Genomic DNA, 24,232 nt, shown 5'->3' on the forward strand with positions numbered 1-24,232 from the left:
CCGAGCATGGCCACGACGACGGACGCGCAGCCGCCTGCGCCGCACGGTGCCGACAGCCACGACCTGATCCGGGTGCAGGGCGCGCACGTGAACAACCTCAAGGACGTCAGCGTCGAGATCCCGAAGCGCCGGCTGACGGTGTTCACCGGCGTCTCCGGCTCGGGCAAGAGCTCCCTGGTGTTCGGCACGATCGCCGCGGAGTCGCAGCGGCTGATCAACGAGACCTACAGCGCCTTCGTCCAGGGCTTCATGCCGACGCCGGCACGGCCCGAGGTCGACGTCCTCGAAGGGCTGACGACCGCGATCGTCGTCGACCAGCAGCGGATGGGCGCCGATCCCCGCTCCACGGTCGGCACCGCCACCGACGCCAACGCGATGCTGCGCATCCTCTTCAGCCGGCTCGGGCAGCCGCACATCGGCCCGCCCAGCGCGTTCGCCTTCAACGTCCCCTCGGTCCGGGCGAGCGGCGCGATCACCGTCGAGCGCGGCGCCGGGAAGGCCGTGAAGGCGTCCTTCACCCGCACCGGCGGCATGTGCCCCCGCTGCGAGGGCATGGGCACGGTCTCCGACATCGACCCCGCCCGGCTCCTCGACGACTCCAGGTCGCTCGCCGACGGCGCGATCACCGTCCCCGGCTACCAGGGGGGCGGCTGGAACCACCGGCTCTACACCGAGTCCGGCCTCCACGACCCGGACAAGCCGGTCCGCGAGTACACCGCGCAGGAGCTGCACGACCTCCTCCACCGCGAGCCGACCAGGATGAAGATCGCGGGCATCAACATGACCTACGAGGGGCTGGTCCCGCGGATCCGGAAGTCGATGCTCTCCAAGGACAGGGAGGCGCTGCAGCCGCACATCCGGGCGTTCGTGGACCGCGCGGTCACCTTCACCGCCTGCCCCGCGTGCGACGGCACCCGGCTCGCCGAGGCCGCCCGGTCGTCGCGGATCGGCGGGACCGGCATCGCCGACGCGTGCGCGATGCAGATCAGCGACCTGGCCGCCTGGCTCCGCGGCGTCGGCGAGCCCTCGGTGGCCCCGCTGCTCACGGCGCTGCAGCGGACCCTCGACTCCTTCGTGGAGATCGGGCTGGGCTACCTCTCGCTCGACCGGCCGGCGGGCACGCTGTCGGGCGGCGAGGCGCAGCGCGTCAGGATGGTCCGCCACCTCGGCTCCTCGCTCACCGACGTCACCTACGTCTTCGACGAGCCCACCACCGGCCTTCACCCCCACGACGTCCAGCGGATGAACGGCCTGCTGCTGCGGCTGCGGGACAAGGGCAACACGGTGCTCGTCGTGGAGCACAAGCCGGAGGTGATCGCGATCGCCGACCACGTCGTCGACCTCGGCCCCGGCGCCGGTACGGCGGGCGGCACCGTCTGCTTCGAGGGCACCGTCCAGGGGCTGCGGACCGCAGGCACCGTCACCGGCCGCCACTTCGACGACCGGGCCGCCCTCAAGGGGACGGTGCGGACCCCCACCGGCACGCTCCCGGTCCGCGGCGCGACGGCGAACAACCTGCGGGGCGTCGACGTCGACATCCCGCTCGGGGTGCTCACCGTCGTCACGGGCGTCGCGGGCTCCGGCAAGAGCTCGCTCGTGCACGGGTCGCTGGTCGACGGTCCGGCGGGCGCCGGCGCCGGTGTGGTCGCGGTCGACCAGGGCCCGATCCGCGGCTCGCGGCGGAGCAACCCGGCGACGTACTCCGGACTGCTCGACCCGGTCCGCAAGGCGTTCGCGAAGGCCAACGGCGTGAAGCCGGCGCTGTTCAGCGCCAACTCCGAGGGCGCCTGCCCCGCCTGCAACGGCGCCGGCGTCGTCTACACCGACCTGGTGATGACGGCCGGCGTCGCCACGACCTGCGAGGAGTGCGAGGGGCGGCGGTTCGACGCGTCGGTGCTGGAGTACCGCTTCGGCGGCCGCGACATCAGCGAGGTGCTCGCGATGTCGGTGGACGAGGCCGGGGAGTTCTTCGGCGCCGGCGAGGCGCGCACGCCGGCCGCGCACGCCGTCCTCGGCCGGCTCGCCGACGTCGGGCTCGGCTACCTCCGCCTCGGCCAGCCCCTCACCACGCTGTCCGGCGGCGAGCGGCAGCGGCTCAAGCTGGCCGTGCACATGGCCGAGAAGGGCGGCGTCTACGTCCTCGACGAGCCGACCGCCGGCCTCCACCTCGCCGACGTCGAGCAGCTGCTCGGCCTGCTCGACCGGCTCGTCGACTCCGGTACCTCGGTCATCGTCGTCGAGCACCACCAGGCGGTCATGGCGCACGCCGACTGGATCATCGACCTCGGGCCCGGCGCCGGCCACGACGGCGGCCGGATCGTCTTCGAGGGAACCCCCGCCGACCTCGTCGCCGCCCGCTCCACCCTCACCGGCGAGCACCTCGCGGCCTACGTCGGGGCCTGACCGGCCCCCGCGGCCGCCGCGGGGCGGGTCCGTCCGTCCGGACGGGCCCGCCCCGCCCGGTGTCCGGGGGAGGGGCCGGCCGACCGCAGGGGGAGGGCACCGGCCGCCGGCTGCGGGGGGCGTCCTCCCGGCCGGTCCGCCGCAACCGGCAACGACAACGGTCACCACTGCAGTCTTTGGATCTTCGGCCGTTTCGCGGTTCACTGCCGTCACAGGGGTGCACGCGGCGGTGGAGAGGACCGGGCAGCATGAGCGACCACGGACACGGCGGCCACGGCCAGGACGGGCACGGCCACGCCCACGGGCCGGCCGGCCACGCGCACGGCGTGTCGGCCGACGCGGACCGCCGCTGGCTGGTCGTCGCCCTCGTGCTCATCCTGGTGTTCATGGCCGGCGAGGTCGTGGTCGGCGTCGTCGCGCAGTCGCTGGCGCTGCTGTCGGACGCGGCCCACATGCTCACCGACGCCGCCTCCATCGGGCTGGCGCTGGTGGCGATGCGGCTCGCCGCCCGCCCCGCCCGGGGCCGGTACACCTACGGCCTCAAGCGCGCGGAGATCCTCTCCGCCCAGGCCAACGGCATCACCCTGCTCCTGCTCTCGGTGTGGCTGGCCTGGGAGGCGGTGCGGCGGCTGCTCTCGCCCGCCGAGGTCGCCGGCGGCCTCGTGCTGGCCACCGCCCTGGTGGGGGTCGCGGTGAACCTGGCGGCCGCCTGGGCGCTCTCCCGGGCCAACCGCACCTCCCTCAACGTCGAGGGCGCCTTCCAGCACATCCTCACCGACCTGTACGCCTTCCTCGCCACCGCGGTCGCGGGCGTCGTCATGGTCACCACCGGACTCACCCGCGCCGACGCGGTCGCCACCCTGGTGGTGGTCGTCCTGATGCTGCGGGCCGGCACCGGGCTGATCCGCGAGTCGGGCCGGATCTTCCTGGAGGCCGCGCCGGCCGGGATGGACCCGGCCGAGGTCGGGGACCGCCTCGCCTCCGCCGACCAGGTCGCCGAGATCCACGACCTCCACCTGTGGCAGATCACCTCCGGCGACAACGCCCTCTCCGCCCACGTCCTGGTTGCCCCCGGCGGGGACTGCCACCAGGTGCGCCGCACCCTGCAGCGGCAGCTGCGCGAGCGCTACGGCATCACCCACGCCACCCTCCAGGTCGACCACGTCGGCGAGGACCCCGACGCCGACCTGCTCGACATCTCCCCCCGGCCGGGCGGGCCGCCCGCCGACACCCACTGCGAGGACGCCCACGGCCCCGTCCACCGGCCCGGCCCCCACGGGCACTGACGGGCACCGCCGGTCCGGCCGCCGCCGCCGACGGACCGGCCCCGGCCGGGCGCGTGCGCGCGGGGGCTCCGGGTAGGGGGTCCCCGCCGCACGGGCGCCGCGATCCGCCGCGGTGCCGCGGTGCGCCCCCCGCCCGTCCTCGACAGGAGGCCGTGGGGACGGCGACGCTGTCCTCTGCGGAGTCCCGACCCGACCCGCCCGACCCGCCCGACCCGCCCGGCCCGCCCGGCCCGCCCCCGACCCCCGACCCGCGACCCGGGGCCCGCCCGGCCCGTGACCCGTGACCCGAGGCCCGTTCGGCCCCGCGGCGCGGCCCGCCCGGGGAGGCCGCCCGGCCCCGGCCCCGGCCTCGACCCCGCCCGCCGCCCGCCGTCCGCGCCGCACCTGCCCGTACACCCGAGAAAGGCCGCCCTGTGACCCCAGACCCCGCCGCGACCGCGCCCGTGCCGCCCCGCACCCCCGGGGACGACGCGGACTGGTGGCGCCAGGCCGTCGTCTACCAGGTGTACCCCCGCAGCTTCGCCGACTCCGACGGCGACGGCCTCGGCGACCTCAGGGGCGTCACGTCGCGCATCCCCCACCTGCGGTCCCTCGGCGTCGACGCCGTGTGGCTGAGCCCGTTCTACCCCTCCGCCCTCGCCGACGGCGGCTACGACGTCGACGACTACCGCGCCGTCGACCCGCGCCTGGGCACCCTGGAGGACTTCGACGCGATGGCGGCCGCCCTGCACGCCGCGGGCATCCGGCTGATCGTCGACATCGTCCCCAACCACAGCTCGAACCGCCACGCCTGGTTCCGGGAGGCGCTCGCCGCGCCCCCGGGCTCGCCCGCCCGCGACCGCTACCTCTTCCGCGACGGGGGCGGCCCCGACGGCTCCCTGCCGCCCTCCGACTGGCAGTCGGTCTTCGGCGGCCCCGCCTGGACGCGGGTCACCGAGCCCGACGGCACGCCCGGCCAGTGGTACCTCCACCTCTTCGCCGCCGAGCAGCCCGACCTGAACTGGGACAACCCCGAGGTCCGGCAGGACTTCCTGACGACGCTGCGCTTCTGGGCCGACCGCGGCGTGGACGGCTTCCGCGTGGACGTGGCCCACGCCCTGGCCAAGGACCTCACCGAGCCGCTGCCCTCCGCGGCGGAGATCGCCGACGCCGCCCACGGCACCCACCCGCTGTGGGACCGCGACGAGGTCCACGCGATCTACACCGAGTGGCGCGAGGTCCTCGACTCGTACACGCCCCCGCGGACGGCCGTCGCCGAGGCGTGGGTCCACGCCTCGCGCCGCGCCCGCTACGCCGTCCCCGGCGGGCTCGGCCAGGCGTTCAACTTCGACCTCCTCCAGGCGGACTGGGACGCCAAGCAGTTCCGCACCGTCGTCACCGACAACCTCGCACAGGCCGCCGAGTCCGGCGCCTCCTCCACCTGGGTCCTCTCCAACCACGACGTGGTGCGCCACGCCACGCGCTACGGCCTGCCGCCCGGCGGCGGCCGCCACGGCCAGGGGCAGGACGGGGTGGACTGGCTGCTGACCGGCGGCACCTCCCCGGTCCTCGACGCGGAGCTCGGCCTGCGCCGCGCCCGGGCCGCGACCCTGCTGATGCTCGCCCTCCCGGGCTCGGCCTACCTGTACCAGGGGGAGGAGCTCGGCCTGCACGAGGTCGCCGACATCCCCGCCGACCGGCGCCAGGACCCGACCTTCTTCCGCAGCGGCGGCACGGAGGTCGGACGGGACGGCTGCCGGGTGCCGCTGCCGTGGACCGCGGACGGGCCCTCCTTCGGGTTCGGCGACGGGCCGGCGCACCTGCCGCAGCCGGCCTGGTTCGCCGCGCTCGCCGCCGACGTGCAGGAGCGGGACCCGCACGCGACCCTGACCCTCTACCGGGAGGCGCTCGCCTGGCGGCGCCGGCTGCAGGGCCCCGAGGAGCTGGAGTGGGTGGAGGGCTCCGGCGAGGGGGTGCTCCACCTGCGCCGGCCCGGCGGCTGGCAGTCCGTCACCAACTTCGGCCCCGAGCCCGTCGACCTGCCCCCGGGGATCCTCGCGGTCGCCAGCGGCCCGCTGGAGGACGGCCGGCTCCCGGCCGACACGACCGCCTGGCTCGTGTGACGGGCACCCCGGGAGGGTCGGCCGCGGGCGGCGGACCCGCCGCCCGCCCCTCCCGGGGTGCGGCGGCCCCGCCCGGTCCGGCGTCCGCGGGGGCCGTCCGCGCCCCCGCCGGGCCCGCGCCCCCGCCGGGCCCGCCCCGCCCGGCGCGTCCGCTCAGGGCAGGTGGACGCCGACCACGCAGGTGTCGTCGTCGGTGTCGGCGCTGCTGTGGGTGAGCAGGTGGTCCAGCCGCTCCTCCAGCGAGCCCGCGGACTCCTCGGCCGTCGCCAGGAGCTGCTTCAGCGACTGCTGGACCGAGCGGTCCTTCCGCTCGATCAGCCCGTCCGTGTACATCAGCAGGGTGTCGCCGGACTCCAGCTGCAGCGCGCCCTCCTCGTAGGGCAGGTCCGGGGCGGCCCCCAGCAGCACCCCGTCGACCAGCGGCAGGGAGGACGCCCGCCCCCGGCGCAGCAGCACGGGCGGCAGGTGGCCCGCCCGGGCCCAGCGCAGGACGCGGCTCTCCGGGTCGTACAGGCCGCACACCACGGTGGCGGTGACCCGCTCGGTGAGGTGGCACGTGACGTTGTTCAGCCACGCGAGGAGCTGGCCGGGGCCGGTGCCGGTGGCCGCCAGGCCCCGCAGGGCGCCCCGCAGGGCCACCATGCCGGTCGCGGCGTCGATGCCGTGGCCGGCGACGTCGCCCACGCACAGCAGCACCTGCCCGGAGGGCAGCGTGACCGCGTCGTACCAGTCGCCGCCGACCAGGTGCTCCTCCTCCGCCGGGCGGTAGCGCACCGCGATGCCCAGCCCGCTGGTGTCCACCGGCCCCCGGGCGGGCGGCATGATGGCGTGCTGCAGCTGCAGGGCCAGGCGGTTGTGCTCCTCGGCCTGCTGCTCGGAGTGCGCCAGGCGGTCGCGGGTGGCGGCCAGGGCGACCTCGGTCCAGTGCTGCGCCGAGACGTCCTGGTAGGCGCCGCGCAGGGCCAGCAGGCGGCCCTCGGCGTCCAGCACCGGTTCGGCGACCACCCGGATGTGCCGGGCCACCCCGTCGGACCTCCGGAGCCGGAAGGCGGTGGAGGCGGGGCGGCGGTGGTGGAGCAGGGTCCGCAGGAACCGCCCGATCGCCGCCCCGTCGTCGGGGTGCGCGTGGTCGGCGAGCCGCTCCAGGGGGACGGGTTCCGCGGTGGGCGGGAGCCCGTACAGGCTGAAGAGCTGCTCGTTCCAGATCCGCTCGCCCGTCTGCACGTTCTCCTCGAAGCCGCCGATGCGGCCCAGGCGCTGGGCGTGCTGGAGCAGTCCGGCCAGCCGCGCGGCCTCGTCCTCGACGCGCCAGATGAGCAGCACGCCGTCCCGGTGGCGGCTCAGGCTGATGCCCGCGACTGCGGTGAGCGGCACCTGGCCCACCAGCGCGGTGAGGGCGATCCGCTCGGCGCGGAAGGGCTCGCCCGTGGCGTGGACGCGCTCGGCCTTCTCGAGGAGGCCGCCCTCCCCGGCCGCCAGCGGGTACGTCTCCAGCAGCAGTGCGCCGACGACGCTGCTGCGGGGGCGTCCGGCCGGGTCGACGAAGGACGGGTTCGCGTGGTGGACGCGGAAGTCGGTGAGCCGCCCGTCCTCCAGGTGGGGCAGGAGCACCAGCGCCGGGTCGTGCAGGCCGTCGGCCAGGTCCACCAGCTCGGAGACGCCGGACGGCGCCCGCGTGCCCGGCGCGCCGTGGCCGCCGTCCTGGGCGCGCCCGTCCAGGGTGTGGGCGCAGAGTTCGGCGAGCGCCTCGACCTGCCGCTGGATCTGCGGCGGCTGCGGATCCAGGGGGGCCGGCCAGCAGATCTCCAGGACGCCCAGGATGCGGCCGCCCGTGCCCGCGGGGACGGCCACCCGGCCGCCGCCCGGGTTCTCCCGGTGGCCGATGGAGGGGAGGCCGGTGACGGAGAGGGCGGGGAACCACACGGTCCGGCGCTCGCTCAGGGCCCGCCGGGCGGGCGTCGCCACCGCCGGGGGCACGTAGTGCCACCGCCGCGCCTCCTCGGCGGAGAACCCGGCGCAGCCCGCCAGCGCGAGCGACGCGTCCGGGCCGGCGGCCCAGACGGCGACCGCGGTCGCCCCCAGGGGGGTCAGGGCGTGCTCCAGGAGGGACGCGGCGACGGCCTGGGTGTCGTCGTCGGCGGCGAGGACGCCGCTCTCCGCCGTGCGCAGCCGTACCGCGACCGACGCTGTGCTCCGCTCCTCGGCGCTGGTCTGCGCCAGGAAGTCGCTGGCGGCCTCGGTGAGCCGGTCCTGGGCGGCCTGGTTGACGATGTCGGCGGCGAGCTCCAGCCGGGACAGGCCCGCCCGGGCGGCGAGGGCGTCGAGCTGCGCGGCGGCCTGGGCCGGTCCGCAGCGCAGGCGCTCCACCAGGACGCCCTTGGCGACCTCGATCAGGGCGCGCCCGTCGGCGGCGGCCTGGGCCTCCCGTATCTGCCGCTGGAGCCGTTCGACCGTCGCAGCCAGCCGGCCGACCTCCGCCCCGGCACCGTCCGTCCCCGGGCCGTCCGTCCCCGGGCCGTCCGTCCGCACACCGTCGGTCCGCACACCGTCGGTCCGCACACCGTCGGTCCGCACACCGTCCGTCCGCACGGCGTCCGTCCGGGCGCCGGGCACGGCGCCGTCGCCGGGAGCCCCGGACGCCTCGCCGTCCGGTTCCTTCCCGGCGGGCGCCGTCGCGGGCGGGACGACCGGGAGCGGGGCGGTGTAGCCCGACGGGCCGCCCGTCGGGGCGTCCTCCCCGGGCCGTCCGGCGCCGCCGACCGCACCGGGGTCCGCCCCCCTCGTCGCCGCGGGGCCCGCGGGCCGGCCCTGGCCGCCGCTCACGCGGCGAGCCAGCGCTGGATGCAGCGGATGAGGTCGTCGGCGTCGACCGGCTTGGTGACGTAGTCGCTGGCCCCGGACGCGAGGCTCTTCTCCCGATCGCCCGGCATGGCCTTGGCCGTGACGGCGACGATGGGCAGCTGGGCGTACTCGGCGGTCGCCCGGATCGCGGCGGTGGCGGCGTAGCCGTCCATCTCCGGCATCATCACGTCCATCAGGACCAGGTCGACCTCTGGGTGGGCGGTCAGCGTCTCGATGCCCTTGCGGCCGTTCTCCGCGTGGAGCACCCGCAGGCCGTGCAGCTCCAGGATGCCGGTGAGGGCGTAGACGTTGCGGGCGTCGTCGTCGACGACCAGGACCGTGCGGCCGGCCAGGCGGCTGTCGGCCTCCGGGAGCGCCGGCTCCTGCACCTCCTCCGGCCGCACCAGGGGCAGCACGTCGCCCGGCTGGTCCGCCGAGAGGTGGAGGGTGATCCGCTCGCGCAGCTCGTCGAGGCTGGAGAGCAGCTCCAGCGGCCGGGTGTCCGCGCGGGACTGCAGGCTCCGCTCCTGCACCGGGTCCAGGCGCCGGTTGTTGTGGGCCAGTATGGGCAGCGCCCGCAGCGCGGTGTCGCCGTCCACCGCCTCCAGGAACCGCTGCGCCGCGCCGCCCGGCATGTCGAGCTCCAGGACGACGCAGTGGCAGGCGTCGGCGGCCAGGGCGGCCGCCGCCTCCTGCTCGCTGAGGGCGGTGACGATCTCGACGGGACCGCGTGCGCCGCTCGGGCCGGGGTTGTCGGCGAGGTCCGCGACCGCGTTCTCGGCGACCAGGGACAGCAGGCCGCGCGGCCGCTCCTCGATCACCAGCAGCCGGCGTGGCTGCGGGGGCTGCGGGGCCGCCGCGGCCGCCGGTTCCGCGCCGGGTCCGCCCGCGGCGTCCGGGAGGGGCTGCGCGGCGGGCACGGCCGCGGGCAGGACCTCGAAGTCCGGCCGCGCGACGGGCATGTAGAGGGTGAAGGTGCTGCCGCGGCCGAGGCTGCTGCGGGCGGTGATGGCGCCGCCCAGCAGGTAGGCGATCTCCCGGCTGATGGACAGGCCCAGGCCGGTCCCGCCGTACTTGCGGCTGGTGGTGCCGTCGGCCTGCTGGAACGCGCCGAAGATGGTCTCCAGCTGCTGCTCGGCGATGCCGATGCCGGTGTCGGCCACGCGGAAGGCGACGGCCGGTCCGTGCGAGTGGACCTGGGCGGGCAGCTCGGCGGTGCCGACGGGCTCGATGCGCAGCTCCACGCGGCCGGACTCGGTGAACTTCACCGCGTTGGAGAGGAGGTTGCGGAGCACCTGGCGCAGCCGGGAGTCGTCCGTGAGCAGGTCCGCGGGCACCCCGGGGGCGGTGGTGATGCGGAACTCCAGGCCCTTCTGCGTGGTCATGGGGCGGAAGGTCGCCTCCACGTAGTCCAGCAGCTGGCGCAGCGGGACCCGCTCGGGGGTGATGTCCATCTTGCCCGCCTCGACCTTGGAGAGGTCGAGGATGTCGTTGATCAGCTGCAGGAGGTCGGAGCCCGCGGAGTGGATGATGCCCGCGTACTCGACCTGCTTGGGCGTCAGGTTGCGGCCGGGGTTCTGGGCGAGGAGCTGGGCGAGGATCAGGAGGCTGTTGAGCGGGGTGCGCAGCTCGTGGCTCATGTTGGCCAGGAACTCCGACTTGTACTTGGAGGCGAGGGCGAGCTGCTGGGCCCGGGCCTCCAGCTCCTGGCGGGCCTGCTCGATCTCCAGGTTCTTGGTCTCGATGTCGCGGTTCTGCGTCGCCAGCAGCGCGGCCTTCTCCTCCAGCTCGGCGTTGGAGCTCTGCAGCTCCTCCTGGCGGGCCTGGAGCTCCTCGGAGCGGGCCTGGAGCTCGGAGGCCAGGCGCTGGGACTCGCCGAGGAGCTCGTCCGTGCGGGCGTTGGCGACGATGCTGTTGACGTTGACGCCGACGGTCTCCATCAGCTGGTCGAGGAAGTCCCGGTGGACCTGGGTGAAGCGGTGCACGGAGGCCAGCTCGATGACGCCGAGCACCTGGTCCTCGACGACGATCGGCAGGACCAGCAGGCAGGCGGGGGCGGTGCTGCCCAGGCCGGAGGAGACGGCGACGTAGCCGGGGGGCACGTCGTCGACGGCGATGGTGCGGCGGCTGCGGGCCGCCTGGCCGACCAGGGACTGCCCCAGGCGGAACCGGGCCTGCGGCCCGTCCCCGCCGGAGTGCCCGTAGGAGCCGACGAGGCGCAGTTCCACGCCCTCCGCGGTGTCCTCGGCGAGGAAGAACGCGCCGTACTGGGCGGAGACCAGCGGGGTGAGCTCGTCCATGACCAGCTCGGCGACGACGGCCAGGTCGCGGCGGCCCTGCATGAGGCCGGAGATGCGGGCCAGGTTGGACTTCAGCCAGTCCTGGTCGCGGTTGGCCCGGGTGGTCTCGCGCAGCGACCCCACCATGGAGTTGATGTTGTCCTTGAGCTCGCCGACCTCGCCGGGGGCCTCCACGGTGATCGAGCGGGTCAGGTCGCCCTCGGCGACCGCGCTGGTGACCTCGGCGATCGCGCGGACCTGCCGGGTGAGGTTGCCCGCCAGCTCGTTGACGTTCTCCGTCAGCCGCTTCCAGGTGCCGGAGACGCCCTCCACCTCGGCCTGGCCGCCGAGGCGGCCCTCGCTGCCGACCTCGCGGGCGACGCGGGTGACCTCCGCGGCGAAGGAGGAGAGCTGGTCGACCATCGTGTTGATGGTCGTCTTCAGCTCCAGGATCTCGCCGCGGGCGTCGACGTCGATCTTGCGGGTCAGGTCGCCGCGGGCGACCGCGGTGGTCACCTGGGCGATGTTCCGCACCTGGCTGGTGAGGTTGTTCGCCATGAAGTTGACGTTGTCGGTCAGGTCCTTCCAGGTGCCGGCCACGTTCGGCACCCGCGCCTGGCCGCCGAGGATGCCCTCGGTGCCGACCTCGCGGGCGACGCGGGTCACCTCGTCGGCGAAGGCCGACAGGGTGTCCACCATCGTGTTGATCACCCCGGCGAGCGCGGCGACCTCGCCCTTCGCCTCGACCGTGATCTTCTGCGACAGGTCGCCGCGGGCGACGGCGGTGGCGACCTGGGCGATGTTCCGCACCTGGCCGGTGAGGTTGTTCGCCATCACGTTGACGTTGTCGGTCAGGTCCTTCCACGTGCCGGAGGCGCCGCGGACGGTGGCCTGGCCGCCGAGGTTGCCCTCGGTGCCGACCTCGCGGGCGACGCGGGTGACCTCGTCGGCGAAGGCCGAGAGCTGGTCGACCATCGTGTTGATGGTCTCCTTCAGCTCCAGGATCTCGCCGCGCGCGTCCACCCGGATCTTCTGGGAGAGGTCGCCGCGGGCGACCGCGGTGGTGACCTCGGCGATGGAGCGGACCTGCGCGGTGAGGTTGGCCGCCATGACGTTGACGGACTCGGTGAGGTCGCGCCAGGTGCCGGAGACGCCCTTGACGTCGGCCTGGCCGCCGAGGCGGCCCTCGGTGCCGACCTCGCGGGCCATGCGGGTGACCTCGTCGGCGAAGGAGGAGAGCTGGTCGACCATCGTGTTGATGGCGTTCTTGAGCTCGAGGATCTCGCCGCGGGCGTCGACGTCGATCTTCTGGGAGAGGTCGCCGCGGGCGACCGCGGTGGCGACCTGGGCGATGTTGCGGACCTGCGCGGTGAGGTTGCCGGCCATGAAGTTGACCGAGTCGGTGAGGTCGCGCCAGGTGCCGGAGACGCCCTTGACGTCGGCCTGGCCGCCGAGGCGGCCCTCGGTGCCGACCTCGCGGGCCATGCGGGTGACCTCGTCGGCGAAGGAGGAGAGCTGGTCGACCATCGTGTTGACGGTGTTCTTGAGCTCGAGGATCTCGCCGCGGGCGTCGACGTCGATCTTCTGGGAGAGGTCGCCGCGGGCGACGGCGGTGGTCACCTGGGCGATGTTGCGGACCTGGTCGGTGAGGTTGCCGGCCATGAAGTTGACCGAGTCGGTGAGGTCGCGCCAGACGCCGCCCACCCCCGGTACCTGCGCCTGGCCGCCCAGGCGCCCCTCGCTGCCGACCTCGCGGGCGACGCGGGTGACCTCGTCGGCGAAGGAGGAGAGCTGGTCGACCATCGTGTTGACGGTGTTCTTGAGCTCGAGGATCTCGCCGCGGGCGTCGACGTCGATCTTCTGGGAGAGGTCGCCGCTCGCGACCGCCGTGGCGACCTGGGCGATGTCGCGCACCTGGCTGGTGAGGTTGCCGGCCATCGCGTTGACGGAGTCGGTGAGGTCCTCCCAGGTGCCGGACACCCCGGGCACCTCGGCCTGGCCGCCCAGCCGCCCCTCGGTGCCGACCTCGCGGGCGACGCGGGTGACCTCGGAGGTGAAGAGGGACAGCTGGTCGACCATGCCGTTGAAGACGGTGGCGATCTCGCCCAGCAGGCCGTCCGCGTCGTCGGGCAGCCGGGTGCCGAAGTCCCCGTCGCGCACGGCGGTCAGCCCGGCGAGCAGCAGGCGCAGTTCGGGTTCGCCGACCTTGCCGACGCCGCGGGGCGTCCTGCTGCGCGCCGCCGGCCGCGAACCGTCGACCGATATCTCTCCCATGCCCGACCCCACTCCGGATGACCGACGCCTGCCCCGAAGGAGGGCCGCGGCGCGCCCGAGCACGGGGAGGACACGAGGTGGCCGCCCGATACTTGAGCTCTTCCATATTTGTTTTTAGGTACCTGTACGGCAGTATCGGAGGGTACCCCACCCCTGCTCTCCGGCAAGTATTCCGTCCCCGGGTGGCGGCCGTCTGCTCCTCCACCCGCCTGCCCGCCCGCCTGCCCGCCTGCCTGCCCGCCCGTCCGCCGTGGCCGTGCCCGGCGGGCGGGCGGTCCGCCGGCTCCTGCGGGCCGCCCTCACCCCGTCCGGACGACGCTGCCGTCCAGCAGGGGTGCGAGCTCGCGGGCCACGGTGGCCAGGGCGCGCACGTCCTGCTCCGCCCTGGCGATCACGATCGCGCCCTCCAGGGCGCTGACCATCAGCGTCGCCAGCGGCTCGGCCCGCTCCGCCGGCACGCCCATCCCGGCCAGCGCCCGGGCGACCGGCCCGGTCCAGGCCGCGAAGGCGTCCGCGGCCGCGGCCCGGACGGGCGCGGCGGACCCGGCGCAGTCCACCGTCGCCGCGACCACCGGGCATCCCGCGGCGAAGCCGGCCGACTCGAACTCGTCGGTCCACTGCCGCACCATGGCCGCGAACAGTCCGCCGGGCGTCGGCTCGGGCATCCCGGCGCAGAAGCGCGCCACGCGGTCGCCGGCGTAGCGGCCGGCCCACGCCAGCGCCTCGCCCACCAGCTGCTCCTTGCCGCCGGGGAAGTAGTGCTGCAGCGACCCCCGGGGCGCCTGCGCATGGGCGGCGACGTCGCGCATGCCCGTCGCCGTGACGCCGTCGCGCCGGATGAGCTGGGCCGCGCTGAAGACCATCCGCTCCCGCGGCCCCCGCCGGGCATCCGCCATCACCCACCTCCCGCCGACCACCGGTCCCCGGCCGGGGAGCGGTCCGCGCCCCGCGGTCCCGACCAGTCTAGGGACGCCGGCCGCGGCCCTCGGCGGGGGCGCCGCGGCCGCCGGCGGGGGAGTGCGCCCGTCCGCCGCGGCGGCCGCCGCGGGCCGCTACTATGACAGCTGTCATAGTCGGCGGGTCCTTCGACCAGGGACGGCGGTGCGGGATGGACGTCGGTTTCGTCGGACTCGGTGTCATGGGGCAGCCCATGGCGCTCAACCTGGCCCGGGCGGGCACCCCGCTCGTCGTCTGGAACCGCACCCCGGGCGCCTGCGAACCCCTGCGCGCGGCCGGGGCCGCGGTCGCGGCGAGTCCCGCCGAGGTCTTCGCGCGGGCCCGGACCGTCCTTCTGATGCTCGCCGACGGTGCCGCGGCCGACGCCGTCCTCGGGCGCGGCACGCCCGCCTTCGCGGCGAACGTCGCCGGGCACGTGGTCGTCTCCACGGGCACCGCCCCGCCCGGGTACTCGCGCGCCCTGGAGGCCGACATCCGCGCCGCCGGCGGCAGCTACGTCGAGGCGCCCGTCTCCGGCTCCCGCGGCCCCGCCGAGGCCGGGCAGCTCGTGGCGATGCTCGCGGGGGAGCCCGCGGCGGTCGAGGAGGTCCGGCCGCTGCTCGCCCCCGTGTGCCGGGAGTCCTTCGTCTGCGGCCCCGTGCCCGGCGCCCTGCTGATGAAGCTCTCGGTGAACCTCTTCCTGATCACCATGGTCACCGGCCTCACCGAGGCCTTCCACTTCGCGGACCGGCACGGACTCGACACCCGGCAGTTCGCGGCCGTCCTCGCCGCCGGGCCGATGGCCAGCAGCGTCTCCACCGCCAAGACGCCCAAGCTGACGGAGCGCGACTTCACCGTCCAGGCCGCGGCGCGGGACGTCCTGTACAACAACCGGCTGATCGCCGAGGCCGCCCGCGCCTCCGGCCTGGCCTCGCCGCTGCTGGACGTCTGCCACACCCTCTTCGGCGAGGCCGTGGCCCAGGGCCACGGCGGGTCCGACATGGTGGCGGTCCTCCGGGCGATCGAGGCCCGGACCGACGCCGGCCGGCCCCCCGCCGGACCGGCCGGCACCCCGCCCCCCGCCCCCTGACCGCCCCGGCCGTCCTGACCGCCCCGGCCGTCCTGACCGCCCCGGCCGTCCTGACCGCCCGGGAACGGCTCGCCGCCCGCGGCCTCCTGGACCCCGACGGCTCCGCGACCGGCGGCGGGCACGCCCTGCACCGGGCGGTGGAGGAGGCCGCCGACCGCGCCGCCGCCCGCCCGTGGGCCCTCCTCGGCCCCCGGGCGGCGGACCGCCTCGCCGCCCCGCTCGCCCGCGCCTGCGCGGCCTCGCTCCGCTTCCCCAACCCCATCGGCCTGCCGGCCCCTGATTGAACATCAGCACCCCCGGGGGCCGGCGTGCGGGCGGCCGGTCGCGCCCGTGCCGTACCGTCCGGGGCCGCCGCCGCCCCCGCCCGGCGCCCGCCCCGCCGCGGCCGCCCCCGCAGGGGGAGACGCGGAGGCGGCCGCGGCGCACCGTGCGCCGCGGCCGCCCCGTCACCCGGGCCGTCCGGTCGTCAGCCCTTCAGCCCGTAGGCGCGGACCACCTCCTGGGTGACGGCGTTCCCCCGGTCGTCGGAGGCCGCCGCCCGCAGCGAGACGAAGCCGTGGTCCGGCGCCGTGAAGACGGTGCTCCAGGTGCCGTCCGCACCGCGCGCCACCCGGGCCGGCTGCCACGTCCCGCCGTCGTCGAAGGAGACGTCCAGCGTCGGCGCGCCGACCGTCCCGCCCTCCGCGCCCTTCAGGTGGTAGGCGGAGAGCCCCACCGTCTGGACGCCGCCGGAAGCGGCCCCGGCCAGGTCGGTGGCCACCCGGTAGTCCAGCTGCAGCAGCGGCAGCACCGCCGGGCCGTCGTCGGGCCCGCGCAGCGGCGCGTGGGTCGACCACACGGTGTGCGTGCGGATGCTGGTCCCGTACACCGCGCCGTCCCGCCGCGCCTCCAGGTCCAGCCCGATCGCGGCCGGGGCGGTGTCGCCCGCGGTGCTGATGTGGGCGGAGGCGTCGTAGGTGTTGGTCTTCACCAGCGTGCCGTTCTTGTACGCCTTGAGGACCACCGACGCCGTCGGGCCGTCGATGGTGCCTGCCGTGCCGTCGCCCCCGTCCGACCACGGCTGCAGGTTGACGGAGGTCCAGCCGTAGTCGCTCTTCGAGAGCCAGTAGCCGACGCCGTTGCGCGGCGCGACCACCGGGCCGAACCACTCCCGCACGACGTGCTGCCCCGGGCCGTAGGAGACGATGCCCGGCCCGCGCGACTCCCAGGCGCTGTCGGGCCCGGTGCGCAGGTCCTCGTGCCAGCCGGTGCCCGGCTCGGCGGAGACGTAGTCGACGCGGGTCGCCGGCATGGTCTGGACCTGCTGGAAGGCGAACTCCCTCGTGCGGTGGGGGCGGAAGTCCCAGCGGAACTCGGAGCCCTCGGCGCGCGCCCCGCCGTGGAACCGCATGTCCACCCGGGCCAGGTCCGACGCCCGCGGCCGGTAGGTCAGCGCGTCCGGCACCCGGCCGGCGTGCGCGTCCTGCAGGTCGTAGACGTACGGGGTGTCCGGGGTGCCCTCCAGGTGCAGCCGGGCGCCTCCGGCCCGCACCTCCGCGAGCAGCCGCTGCGCGGCGGCCGTCGGCACGGACGCCACCGGCACCCGGCTGCGCCCGCCGTCGGGGTCGCCCACCCAGGCGGACAGCCTGCCGCCGAGGGTGTTCGCCAGGAGCACCAGCCGCGCCCCGGCGTCGGCGGCCGACCGGGCGAGCGCCGGGCCGTCGAAGCCGCCGCCGACCGCGACCACGGCGATCCTCCCGCGCACCGCGCCGAAGTCCGGCGCCGAGGCGTCCCCGGCCCAGACCGCGTCGAGGGTGCCGCTGCCGTCGTAGAGGCCGGAGCCGGCCTGCACGGCCACCGGCAGGTCCGTGCCGCCGTCGGACGCCTTCAGCAGCGGCTTCGCCAGCCGCCAGCGGGTGTTGTACTCGAACGAGCCGCCGGTGACCTTCTCCGTCGGCAGGACGAACATGTCGTCGTACCGCGCGGGCAGCAGGTACGTGGTGTCCGAGTCCGACCCCGTGCCGCCGGGGGAGCGGTACCACTCCATCTGCCGGAAGCGCGGCTCCGTCTCGTGGGGCACCACGGCCTTCACGGGGACGGCGCGGCGCGCGTCCAGCACCAGGTCCCGGTCGTGGTCGAGCACGAGCTCCGGGTCGCCCATCAGCGCCAGGCCCTGCGTGTCCGGCCCGCCGGACCCCTGCACGTCCACGAGCATGAACGCGTTGTACGTGCCCCTGCGCCACCGCAGGTCGGCGGTCCCGGTCCCCGGGTCGACCTGGGCGAAGGAGAAGTCCGGGTCGCCCACCTGCTGGTAGACCAGGGTGCCGCCCGCCGGGCCGCCCTCGCGGTCCTTCACCGCCACGTGGAGGGTGTACCGCTCGTCCTCCTCGTAGAGGCCCACCTGGGTGCGGGTGCGCACCGCGCCCGCGTCGTCGGTGGCGGTGACCTGCCCGAGGTAGCGGGTGCCCGGTGCGCCCAGGCGCGGCTCGGCGGACGCCGTGACGTCCGCGGTGCCGTGCGCGGGCACGGTCACGGTGTCGGCGCCGAGGGTGAACATGCCCTCCGGAGCGGCGTCGCCCACCGCCGGCGCACTGCCGGCCGCCCGCGCCGCCGTGCTGCGCGGACCCGGGCCGCTCCCGCCGCCCGCGCCGTCGTAGGGGCCGCCCGCCACAGCCGCGGTCTCCCTCAGGTGCAGGGTGACCGGCGCGTCCGAGGTGTTGGTGTACGTGAGGGTCCGGTCGACGCGCCCGCCGTCCGCCTGCCCCCAGGGGACGAAGCCGAAGTACGCCGAGCCGGTGGCGGTGACCGAGGCGTCCACCGCGTCGGGGACCGAGAGCCGGCCCGCGCCCACCGCGTAGGCGTCGTAGCCGTCGAGCCGCTTCGCCGTGCTCATCAGCGCGTCCTTGAGCTGCTGCGCCCGCCAGCCGGGGTGCTCCTGGGCCAGCAGCGCCGCGGCGCCCGCCACGTGCGGGGTGGCCATCGAGGTGCCGTCCATCCTCGTGTACCAGCCGGTCGCGGCGGTCCCGCCGGCCTTCGCCGCCAGGATGCCCACGCCCGGGGCCGCGATGTCCGGCTTCATGGCGTAGTCGCGGAAGCGCGGGCCCCGGCTGGAGAAGTACGCCAGCCGGTCCTGGGAGTCGACCGCCCCCACGGTCAGTGCCGCGTCGGCCGCGCCGGGCGAGCCGATGCAGCCCTCGCAGCCGCGGTTGCCCGCGGCGACCACGAAGAGCGCGCCGGTCTCGGCGGTGAGGTTGTCGAGCGCCGTGCTCTCCGCGTCCGTGCCGTCGTACGCGTCGGTGGAGCCCAGGCTCATGCTGACCACCCGCGCGCCGGAGTGGGCCGCCCACTCCATGCCCGCGATGATCCAGGACTCCTGGCCCCAGCCGTCGTTGCCGAGCACCTTGCCGACCAGCAGGTCGGCGCCCGGCGCGACGCCCTTCTCCCGGCCGTCGGAGGCCGCGCCGCTGCCGCCGACCGTGGACAGGACGTGCGTGCCGTGGCCGAAGCCGTCCTCGACGGTCTCGCCCGGCACGAAGCTCGCCGAGTCGCCCACCCGGCCCGCCAGGTCGGGGTGGTGCGTGTCGTAGCCGGTGTCGAGCACCGCCACCTTGACGCCCTTGCCGTCGTACCCGGCGGACCACGCGGCGGCGGTGCCGATCTGCGCGTTGCTGTCGGCCATCTGCGCCTTCACGCGGCCGTCCAGCCAGATCCGGGCGATGCCGTTCCCGAGCGCGGGGGCGGCCTTCCCGGACCGTGCCGCCGCCGGGGCGACCGCGTCCCAGAACCGCCGCGCGTCCTTCTTCCGCGCCCGCACGGCCGCGCCGCGGATGCCCGGCAGCGGGCGCGTCACCGTCGCGCCGGCCGGCGCGGCGGCCGACCGCGCCGCCGACCGCGCGGCGGTGTACGAGACCAGCAGCGGCAGGCCGTCGGTGTGCGCGTCGTCGTACCGGTCGCGGACCAGGGCGGACACGTCGAACAGGCGGCGGTCCAGCTTCCGGGCGGCGACGTACGGCAGCGCCTCGTCGGGGAGGACGTAGACGTCCTTGCCGACGGTCTGGGTCCGCACACCGCCGACGGCGCCCCGCGGGCGCTCCACCTCGGCGGTCTGGTGCCCGTCGGCCAGGGTCGTGACCGTCACGGTGTCGCCGGTGACCAGGGTGACCGTCGTCCGGTCCCGGACCGGCGGGCTCTGCTGCGGACTCGCTCCGGGAGCGGCGCCGGGCACCGCGGCGGCTGCGTTCCCGGCGGTCGCGGGGGCGAACAGCGCGGCGGTCACCGCCAGGCCGGTCGCCGCTGCGGCCACCGCGGAGCGGGTCCGCCGGCGGGAGGGGGGATTCGTCATGGGGAGGGTCTACCGGCCGGTCCCGGGCGGGCGGAACGGCGCGGCGCGACGGGAAGACGCCGTGACGCAAACCTGCCAACGGTTTTGACGTGCTGTGCTGTCCATGTCGGACATGCGGGGGCGGGGGCGGGGGCGGGAAGCGGCGCGGGGCGGCAGGTGCGCCGGCCGCGACCGGGTGCCGGGGCGCGCCGGAGCGGTGCCCGGCCGGTGCCGCGCGTCTGCGCTGACGGTTCGTCACCCTCCGCACGGGCCGCCGCCCGCGCCCTGGCCGCCGCCGCGGACCTGGAGGACGGGGGCCGCACCGCCGTCGTGGTCGAGGTCGACGGCGTCCCCGCGTCCTCGACCTGTACGCCTTCACCCCCTCCCGCCGCGTGCGCGGGCAGCTCGGGGACTGAGCCGGGCCCGGTCCGGGCCCGGTCCGGGCCCGGTCCGGCAGGGCCGCCGTCCGTCACCCGCCGCCCGCCTCCGCCGCCCGTGAGGGCGCGCGGTCCCGGACGGGGCCGGTCCCCGCCGCCCGCCCGGGGCGTGCGCGGGCGGGCGGCGGGGACCGGGGTCCGGCAGGTCGTGCCGGGGTTCAGCAGGTCGTCACCGGGGTCCCGCTGTAGAGGTTGGCGTCGGCGACGCCGTTGGTGACGCTCCGGAGGTAGTAGCCGCAGGTCGGGCGGTGGGCGAAGTCGTAGGTGGAGCCGTCGGTCAGGCGCCAGATCTTGTAGTTCGAGAACGTCAGCGGCTTGCCCGAGACGGCCTGCTCGGGCTGGTGGTCGCCCAGCACCACGTAGGCGTCGGCGCCGGAGAGGGTGGCCAGGCCGTTCCTGTCGAGGAAGAGCGAGCCGCCCTGCTCGACGCCCACGCCCCAGGCCTTGCCGGAGCCGGTCAGGCCGCCCTTGAGCATGCGGGCGACGAAGGCCATGGTGCGGCCCATCCGGTCCCGGGTGACGAAGTGGGAGTCGTTGACGGTGTCGCCGTAGTTCGGCCAGGAGAACATGCCGGTGGTGAAGGTGACCGTCCTGTCGTACGGGTTCGCCAGGGCGGTCGCGGAGTCGGTGCTGCCGCCGCAGGCGTCGTAGACGACGGCGCTGTTGATGTGGTGTCCCGCGCTGCCGCCGCCCGAGCCGCCGCCCTTGGCGACGACCGACTGCACCGACGCCTGGAGGGCGGTGCCCTTCCACGCGGCGTAGTCGCACTGGTTGCCGCCCGCGAAGTAGACGAACTCGGCGTTGCGGATGTCGGTGTTGACCTGGGCGTTGTTGCCGTCCCGCGCGGAGGTCAGCACCTCGGTGGTACAGGAGTTGACGCCGCCGAGGGTCATGATCACGTCGCACTCGGGGGTCTGGCTGCCCGAGGTGGTCTTGGCGTCGGCGAGCACCACGACGTCCATGCTGCCGCTGCCGCCGGTGATCGCGGTGACGGCCTTCGCCATGGTGGCGGTGACGACCGCGCCGCTGCCGTTCATGGTGAACGCCGGCCCGTTCCACGCGGTGCGGCTGACGTCGGAGGAACTGCCGAGGCGGATGCGGGTGACGGCGGCCTGCGCGGTCTGGGGGGCGACCAGTGCGGCGCCGGTCAGGGCGGTGAGGGACAGTCCGAGGGCGGCGAGCCTGCGGGGGAGCGGGCGGTTCAGGTGCGGACGCACGGGTCCTCCTGTAAGGGGGGCGGGGGTGGGGCTGCGCAGCCAGCACGGAAGATACAGAGAAGCCATCAGTTGCACTAGGTGTAACGCAGAGATGGACGGCAGGGGCGGGTAGCCGCCCTTACCGGTCCGCGCCGCCGGGCCGATGCCCCCCTCCGGCCGTCGCGGAGCACGGCGGCCGGACGGCGCAGCAAGGAAGCGCAGGTGGGGTGCAGGGACAGGGGCGGCCAGGCTGCGGCGGGAGCCCCGCCGAGGCGCGGTCCGGCGGTGTCGTCGTGCTGTTCGGCGGCCTCCTCCCGCCCTTACACACGGGGAAGGAATTTCCCTCTCTGTAACATCCCGCGGGGCGGGCCGCAGCGACGCACCCGGGGAGGAGCCGGTCGGAAGGACGGGCAGGACGCCGGTGATGACGCCGGTGACGAGGTGGAGGAGTCCGACGGGGCGGGCGGCGGCGGTGAGGCGGAGGCCGGTGAGCCCGTCCAGGACCGCGGCGGCCGGAGCCCGACGGGCGCTCCCGGCCCTCCCGCGGCAGGATGGACGCCGTGAACGGCAGTGCAGCCACCGGAGAGGCACCGAGATGACCGAGACCCCGTCGGCCGCCCCCTGGTCCGAGGCCGAGCAGGAGTACCTGCTGGGGCAGCGCCTGGGCAGGCTCGCCACCCTGGGCCCGGACGGCGCCCCCCAGAGCCGGCCCGTCGTCTACACGGTCAACGCCGACCTCGGCACCATCGACATCGGCGGCCTCCACCTGGCCGCCAGCCGCAAGTTCCGCAACATCCAGGCCGACCCGCGGGTCTCCTTCGTCGTCGACGACCTCGCCTCGACCGACCCCTGGTCCCCCCGCGGCGTCGAGATCCGCGGCGTCGCCGCCGCCGTCGCCCCGGGCAGCCCCGACCTCCCGCCCGCCTTCCCCGAGGGGCTCATCCGCATCACCCCGCGCCGCATCCTCGGCTGGGGCCTCGACACCGGCGCCTTCGCCCCGCCCCACGCCCGCGACGTCTGACCCCGCCGGGCGCCCCCGGCGCCCCGGCCCGCCCTCGGCGCCCCGGCCCGCCCCTGCGGGCCCGGCCGCCCGCCCGCCGGGTGGGTCCGGGCGGCCGGGGCTACCCTGGAACGAACCGGAAGCGGCCGATGCCCCGTGACCGCCGTGCGGGGCGCAGGGAGACCGGGCGATGACCACGGACGACCCACCACGTGCCGGCGCCGGGGCGGACAGCCCCCGGTGCCTGCCGATCGCCGAGCACGGGCTGATCGGTGACCTCAGGACCACCGCCCTGGTGGGCAGCGACGGCACCATCGACTGGTACTGCTGCCCGCGCTTCGACGCCCCCAGCGTCTTCGCGGCGCTCCTGGACCCCGAGCGGGGCGGCTCCTTCGAGCTCGCCGCCGACCTGCCCGCCCGGGTCCGGCAGTTCTACTTCCCCGACACCAACGTCCTGATCACGCGCTTCTTCGCCGCCGACGGGGTCGGCGAGGTCCAGGACTTCATGCCGGTCACCGACCGGCCGGGCGAGGTGGACCGCCACCGGCTCATCCGGCGGGTGATGTGCGTGCGCGGCACGCTGCCGTTCCGGGTGCGCGTGGCCCCCCGGTTCGGCTACGGGAGCGAGCCGCACACCGTCCAGGCGCTCGGACCCGGCCACGTGCTCTTCCACTCCTCTCCGCTGTCGCTCGCGCTCACCTCCGACGTGCCGCTGGACTGCGACGGGCCCGACGTCCACTCCCGCTTCAAGCTGGCCGAGGGCGAGTGCGCCGTCTTCGCCCTGGACCGCGTCGGGGGCGACGTCGTCCCCCGGGCCTGCCCGCAGGCGGAGGCGCAGTGCGCGTTCGAGGAGACGGTCGACTTCTGGCGGCGCTGGATCGCCGGCTCCCGCTACCGCGGCCGGTGGCGGGAGATGGTGCACCGCTCCGCGCTGACCCTCAAGCTGCTGACCTACGCGCCGACCGGCGCCATCGTGGCCGCGCCCACCACCAGCCTGCCGGAGCGGATCGGCGGCGAGCGCAACTGGGACTACCGGTACGTGTGGATCCGCGATGCCGCCTTCTGCGTGTACGCGCTGCTCAGGCTGGGGTTCACCGCCGAGGCCGAGGCGTTCATGGGCTTCCTCTCCGAGCGCATCAAGGCGCAGGACGGCGGCGCCTCCGGCCCGCTGAAGATCATGTACGGCATCGACGGCCGCAGCGACCTGCCCGAACGCGAACTCGCCCACCTCCGGGGCCACCTCGACTCCGCCCCGGTGCGCATCGGCAACGACGCCTCCTCCCAGCTGCAGCTGGACATCTACGGCGCCCTCATCGACTCGGTCTACCTCTACGACAAGTGGGGGCAGCCCATCTCCAGCGACCAGTGGGAGGACGTCTGCCTGCTGGCGGACTGGGTCTGCGACCACTGGGACCAGCCCGACGAGGGCGTCTGGGAGACCCGCGGCGGCCGCCGGAACTTCCTCTACTCGCGGCTCATGTGCTGGGTCGCGCTCGAACGCGCCGTGCGCACCGCCCGGCGCCGCGGACTGCCCGCCGACCTCCTGCGCTGGATGACGAGCCGCGACGCGATCTACCGCCAGATCATGCGGCGCGGCTGGTCGCCGGAGCGCCGCGCCTTCGTCCAGTGCCTGGACGGCGACGTCCTCGACGCCGCGGTGCTGATGATGCCGATGGCGAAGTTCGTGTCGCCCACCGACCCCCGCTGGCTGTCCACCCTGGACGCCCTCACCGCGGACCTGGTCTCCGACTCCCTCGTGTACCGCTACGACCCGGAGGCCAGCCCCGACGGGCTGCAGGGGGCGGAGGGCACCTTCTCGATCTGCTCGTTCTGGTACGTCGAGGCGCTGGCCCGTGCCGGACGCCTGGACGAGGCCCGGCTCGCCTTCGAGAAGATGCTCACCTACGCCAACCACCTGGGCCTGTACGCGGAGGAGATCGGGCCCACGGGCGAGCAGCAGGGCAACTTCCCCCAGGCGTTCACCCACCTCTCCCTCATCAGCGCCGCCTTCACCCTCGACCGGGCCCTGTGACGGCCCGGCCCTGCGACGGTCCGGCCCTGGGACGGTCCGGCCCTGGGACGGTCCGG

General features: G+C 75.6%; 12 protein-coding genes. 7 read left to right on the forward strand and 5 right to left on the reverse strand.

Features of this window, described 5'->3' with window-relative positions:
• The first annotated feature begins 6 nt into the window (after positions 1 to 6).
• From ACFY07_RS12900 to ACFY07_RS12910, 3 genes are all read left to right on the forward strand, one after another.
• Positions 7 to 2,403: an ATP-binding cassette domain-containing protein gene (locus ACFY07_RS12900; protein ID WP_390868690.1), complete on the forward strand. Its 2,397-nt coding sequence runs from the start codon at positions 7 to 9 to the stop codon at positions 2,401 to 2,403.
• 248 nt (positions 2,404 to 2,651) lie between these two features.
• Positions 2,652 to 3,689 (forward strand): cation diffusion facilitator family transporter, encoded by a 1,038-nt coding sequence (locus tag ACFY07_RS12905; RefSeq protein WP_390868691.1) that lies wholly within the window; start codon positions 2,652 to 2,654, stop codon positions 3,687 to 3,689.
• Positions 3,690 to 4,102: 413 nt separating this feature from the next.
• A complete protein-coding gene (locus ACFY07_RS12910) occupies positions 4,103 to 5,791 on the forward strand; it encodes a glycoside hydrolase family 13 protein (protein ID WP_390868692.1) in 1,689 nt (562 codons plus the stop codon).
• 153 nt (positions 5,792 to 5,944) lie between these two features.
• Here the strand turns inward: ACFY07_RS12910 and ACFY07_RS12915 are convergent, their stop codons facing one another.
• The 3 genes from ACFY07_RS12915 to ACFY07_RS12925 form a co-directional block, all read right to left on the reverse strand.
• A complete protein-coding gene (locus ACFY07_RS12915; protein ID WP_390868693.1) occupies positions 5,945 to 8,335 on the reverse strand; it encodes a PP2C family protein-serine/threonine phosphatase in 2,391 nt (796 codons plus the stop codon).
• 275 nt (positions 8,336 to 8,610) lie between these two features.
• Positions 8,611 to 13,185 (reverse strand): HAMP domain-containing protein, encoded by a 4,575-nt coding sequence (locus ACFY07_RS12920; protein ID WP_390868694.1) that lies wholly within the window; start codon positions 13,183 to 13,185, stop codon positions 8,611 to 8,613.
• Positions 13,186 to 13,484: 299 nt separating this feature from the next.
• Positions 13,485 to 14,081: a TetR/AcrR family transcriptional regulator gene (locus tag ACFY07_RS12925; RefSeq protein WP_390868695.1), complete on the reverse strand. Its 597-nt coding sequence runs from the start codon at positions 14,079 to 14,081 to the stop codon at positions 13,485 to 13,487.
• A 212-nt stretch (positions 14,082 to 14,293) separates the two neighbouring features.
• Here ACFY07_RS12925 and ACFY07_RS12930 point away from each other — a divergent pair, with 212 nt between their 5' ends.
• Both ACFY07_RS12930 and ACFY07_RS12935 read left to right on the forward strand, forming a co-directional pair.
• Positions 14,294 to 15,211 (forward strand): NAD(P)-dependent oxidoreductase, encoded by a 918-nt coding sequence (locus ACFY07_RS12930; protein WP_390868734.1) that lies wholly within the window; start codon positions 14,294 to 14,296, stop codon positions 15,209 to 15,211.
• A 50-nt stretch (positions 15,212 to 15,261) separates the two neighbouring features.
• Entirely contained in the window at positions 15,262 to 15,495 is a 234-nt protein-coding gene (locus ACFY07_RS12935; RefSeq protein WP_390868735.1) for a hypothetical protein, read from the forward strand.
• A gap of 182 nt (positions 15,496 to 15,677) precedes the next feature.
• Here ACFY07_RS12935 and ACFY07_RS12940 read toward each other — a convergent pair whose 3' ends face one another.
• Complete coding sequence (locus ACFY07_RS12940; RefSeq protein ID WP_390868696.1) at positions 15,678 to 19,532, reverse strand: S8 family serine peptidase; 3,855 nt, start codon at positions 19,530 to 19,532, stop codon at positions 15,678 to 15,680.
• Positions 19,533 to 20,106: 574 nt separating this feature from the next.
• The gene (locus ACFY07_RS12945; RefSeq protein WP_390868697.1) at positions 20,107 to 21,165 is read right to left on the reverse strand and encodes a hypothetical protein; all 1,059 of its coding nucleotides are present in this window, start codon (positions 21,163 to 21,165) and stop codon (positions 20,107 to 20,109) included.
• A gap of 574 nt (positions 21,166 to 21,739) precedes the next feature.
• Here ACFY07_RS12945 and ACFY07_RS12950 point away from each other — a divergent pair.
• Together ACFY07_RS12950 and ACFY07_RS12955 are read left to right on the forward strand one after the other, a co-directional pair.
• Positions 21,740 to 22,165: a PPOX class F420-dependent oxidoreductase gene (locus ACFY07_RS12950; RefSeq protein ID WP_390868698.1), complete on the forward strand. Its 426-nt coding sequence runs from the start codon at positions 21,740 to 21,742 to the stop codon at positions 22,163 to 22,165.
• 169 nt (positions 22,166 to 22,334) lie between these two features.
• The gene (locus ACFY07_RS12955; RefSeq protein WP_390868699.1) at positions 22,335 to 24,176 is read left to right on the forward strand and encodes a glycoside hydrolase family 15 protein; all 1,842 of its coding nucleotides are present in this window, start codon (positions 22,335 to 22,337) and stop codon (positions 24,174 to 24,176) included.
• Positions 24,177 to 24,232 lie beyond the last annotated feature (56 nt).

The sequence above is a fragment of the Streptomyces sp. NPDC001380 genome, assembly GCF_042895785.1.
In the GTDB taxonomy this organism is placed as follows: Bacteria; Actinomycetota; Actinomycetes; order Streptomycetales; family Streptomycetaceae; genus Peterkaempfera.

Bases quoted from the DNA above. Each gene is read 5' to 3' on its own strand.
- ACFY07_RS12955 (WP_390868699.1), top strand. From the start codon at position 22,335: ATGACCACGGACGACCCACCACGTGCCGGCGCCGGGGCGGACAGCCCC.
- ACFY07_RS12925 (WP_390868695.1), bottom strand. From the start codon at position 14,081: ATGGCGGATGCCCGGCGGGGGCCGCGGGAGCGGATGGTCTTCAGCGCG.
- ACFY07_RS12900 (WP_390868690.1), top strand. From the start codon at position 7: ATGGCCACGACGACGGACGCGCAGCCGCCTGCGCCGCACGGTGCCGAC.
- ACFY07_RS12940 (WP_390868696.1), bottom strand. From the start codon at position 19,532: ATGACGAATCCCCCCTCCCGCCGGCGGACCCGCTCCGCGGTGGCCGCA.
- ACFY07_RS12920 (WP_390868694.1), bottom strand. From the start codon at position 13,185: ATGGGAGAGATATCGGTCGACGGTTCGCGGCCGGCGGCGCGCAGCAGG.
- ACFY07_RS12950 (WP_390868698.1), top strand. From the start codon at position 21,740: ATGACCGAGACCCCGTCGGCCGCCCCCTGGTCCGAGGCCGAGCAGGAG.
- ACFY07_RS12905 (WP_390868691.1), top strand. From the start codon at position 2,652: ATGAGCGACCACGGACACGGCGGCCACGGCCAGGACGGGCACGGCCAC.
- ACFY07_RS12930 (WP_390868734.1), top strand. From the start codon at position 14,294: ATGGACGTCGGTTTCGTCGGACTCGGTGTCATGGGGCAGCCCATGGCG.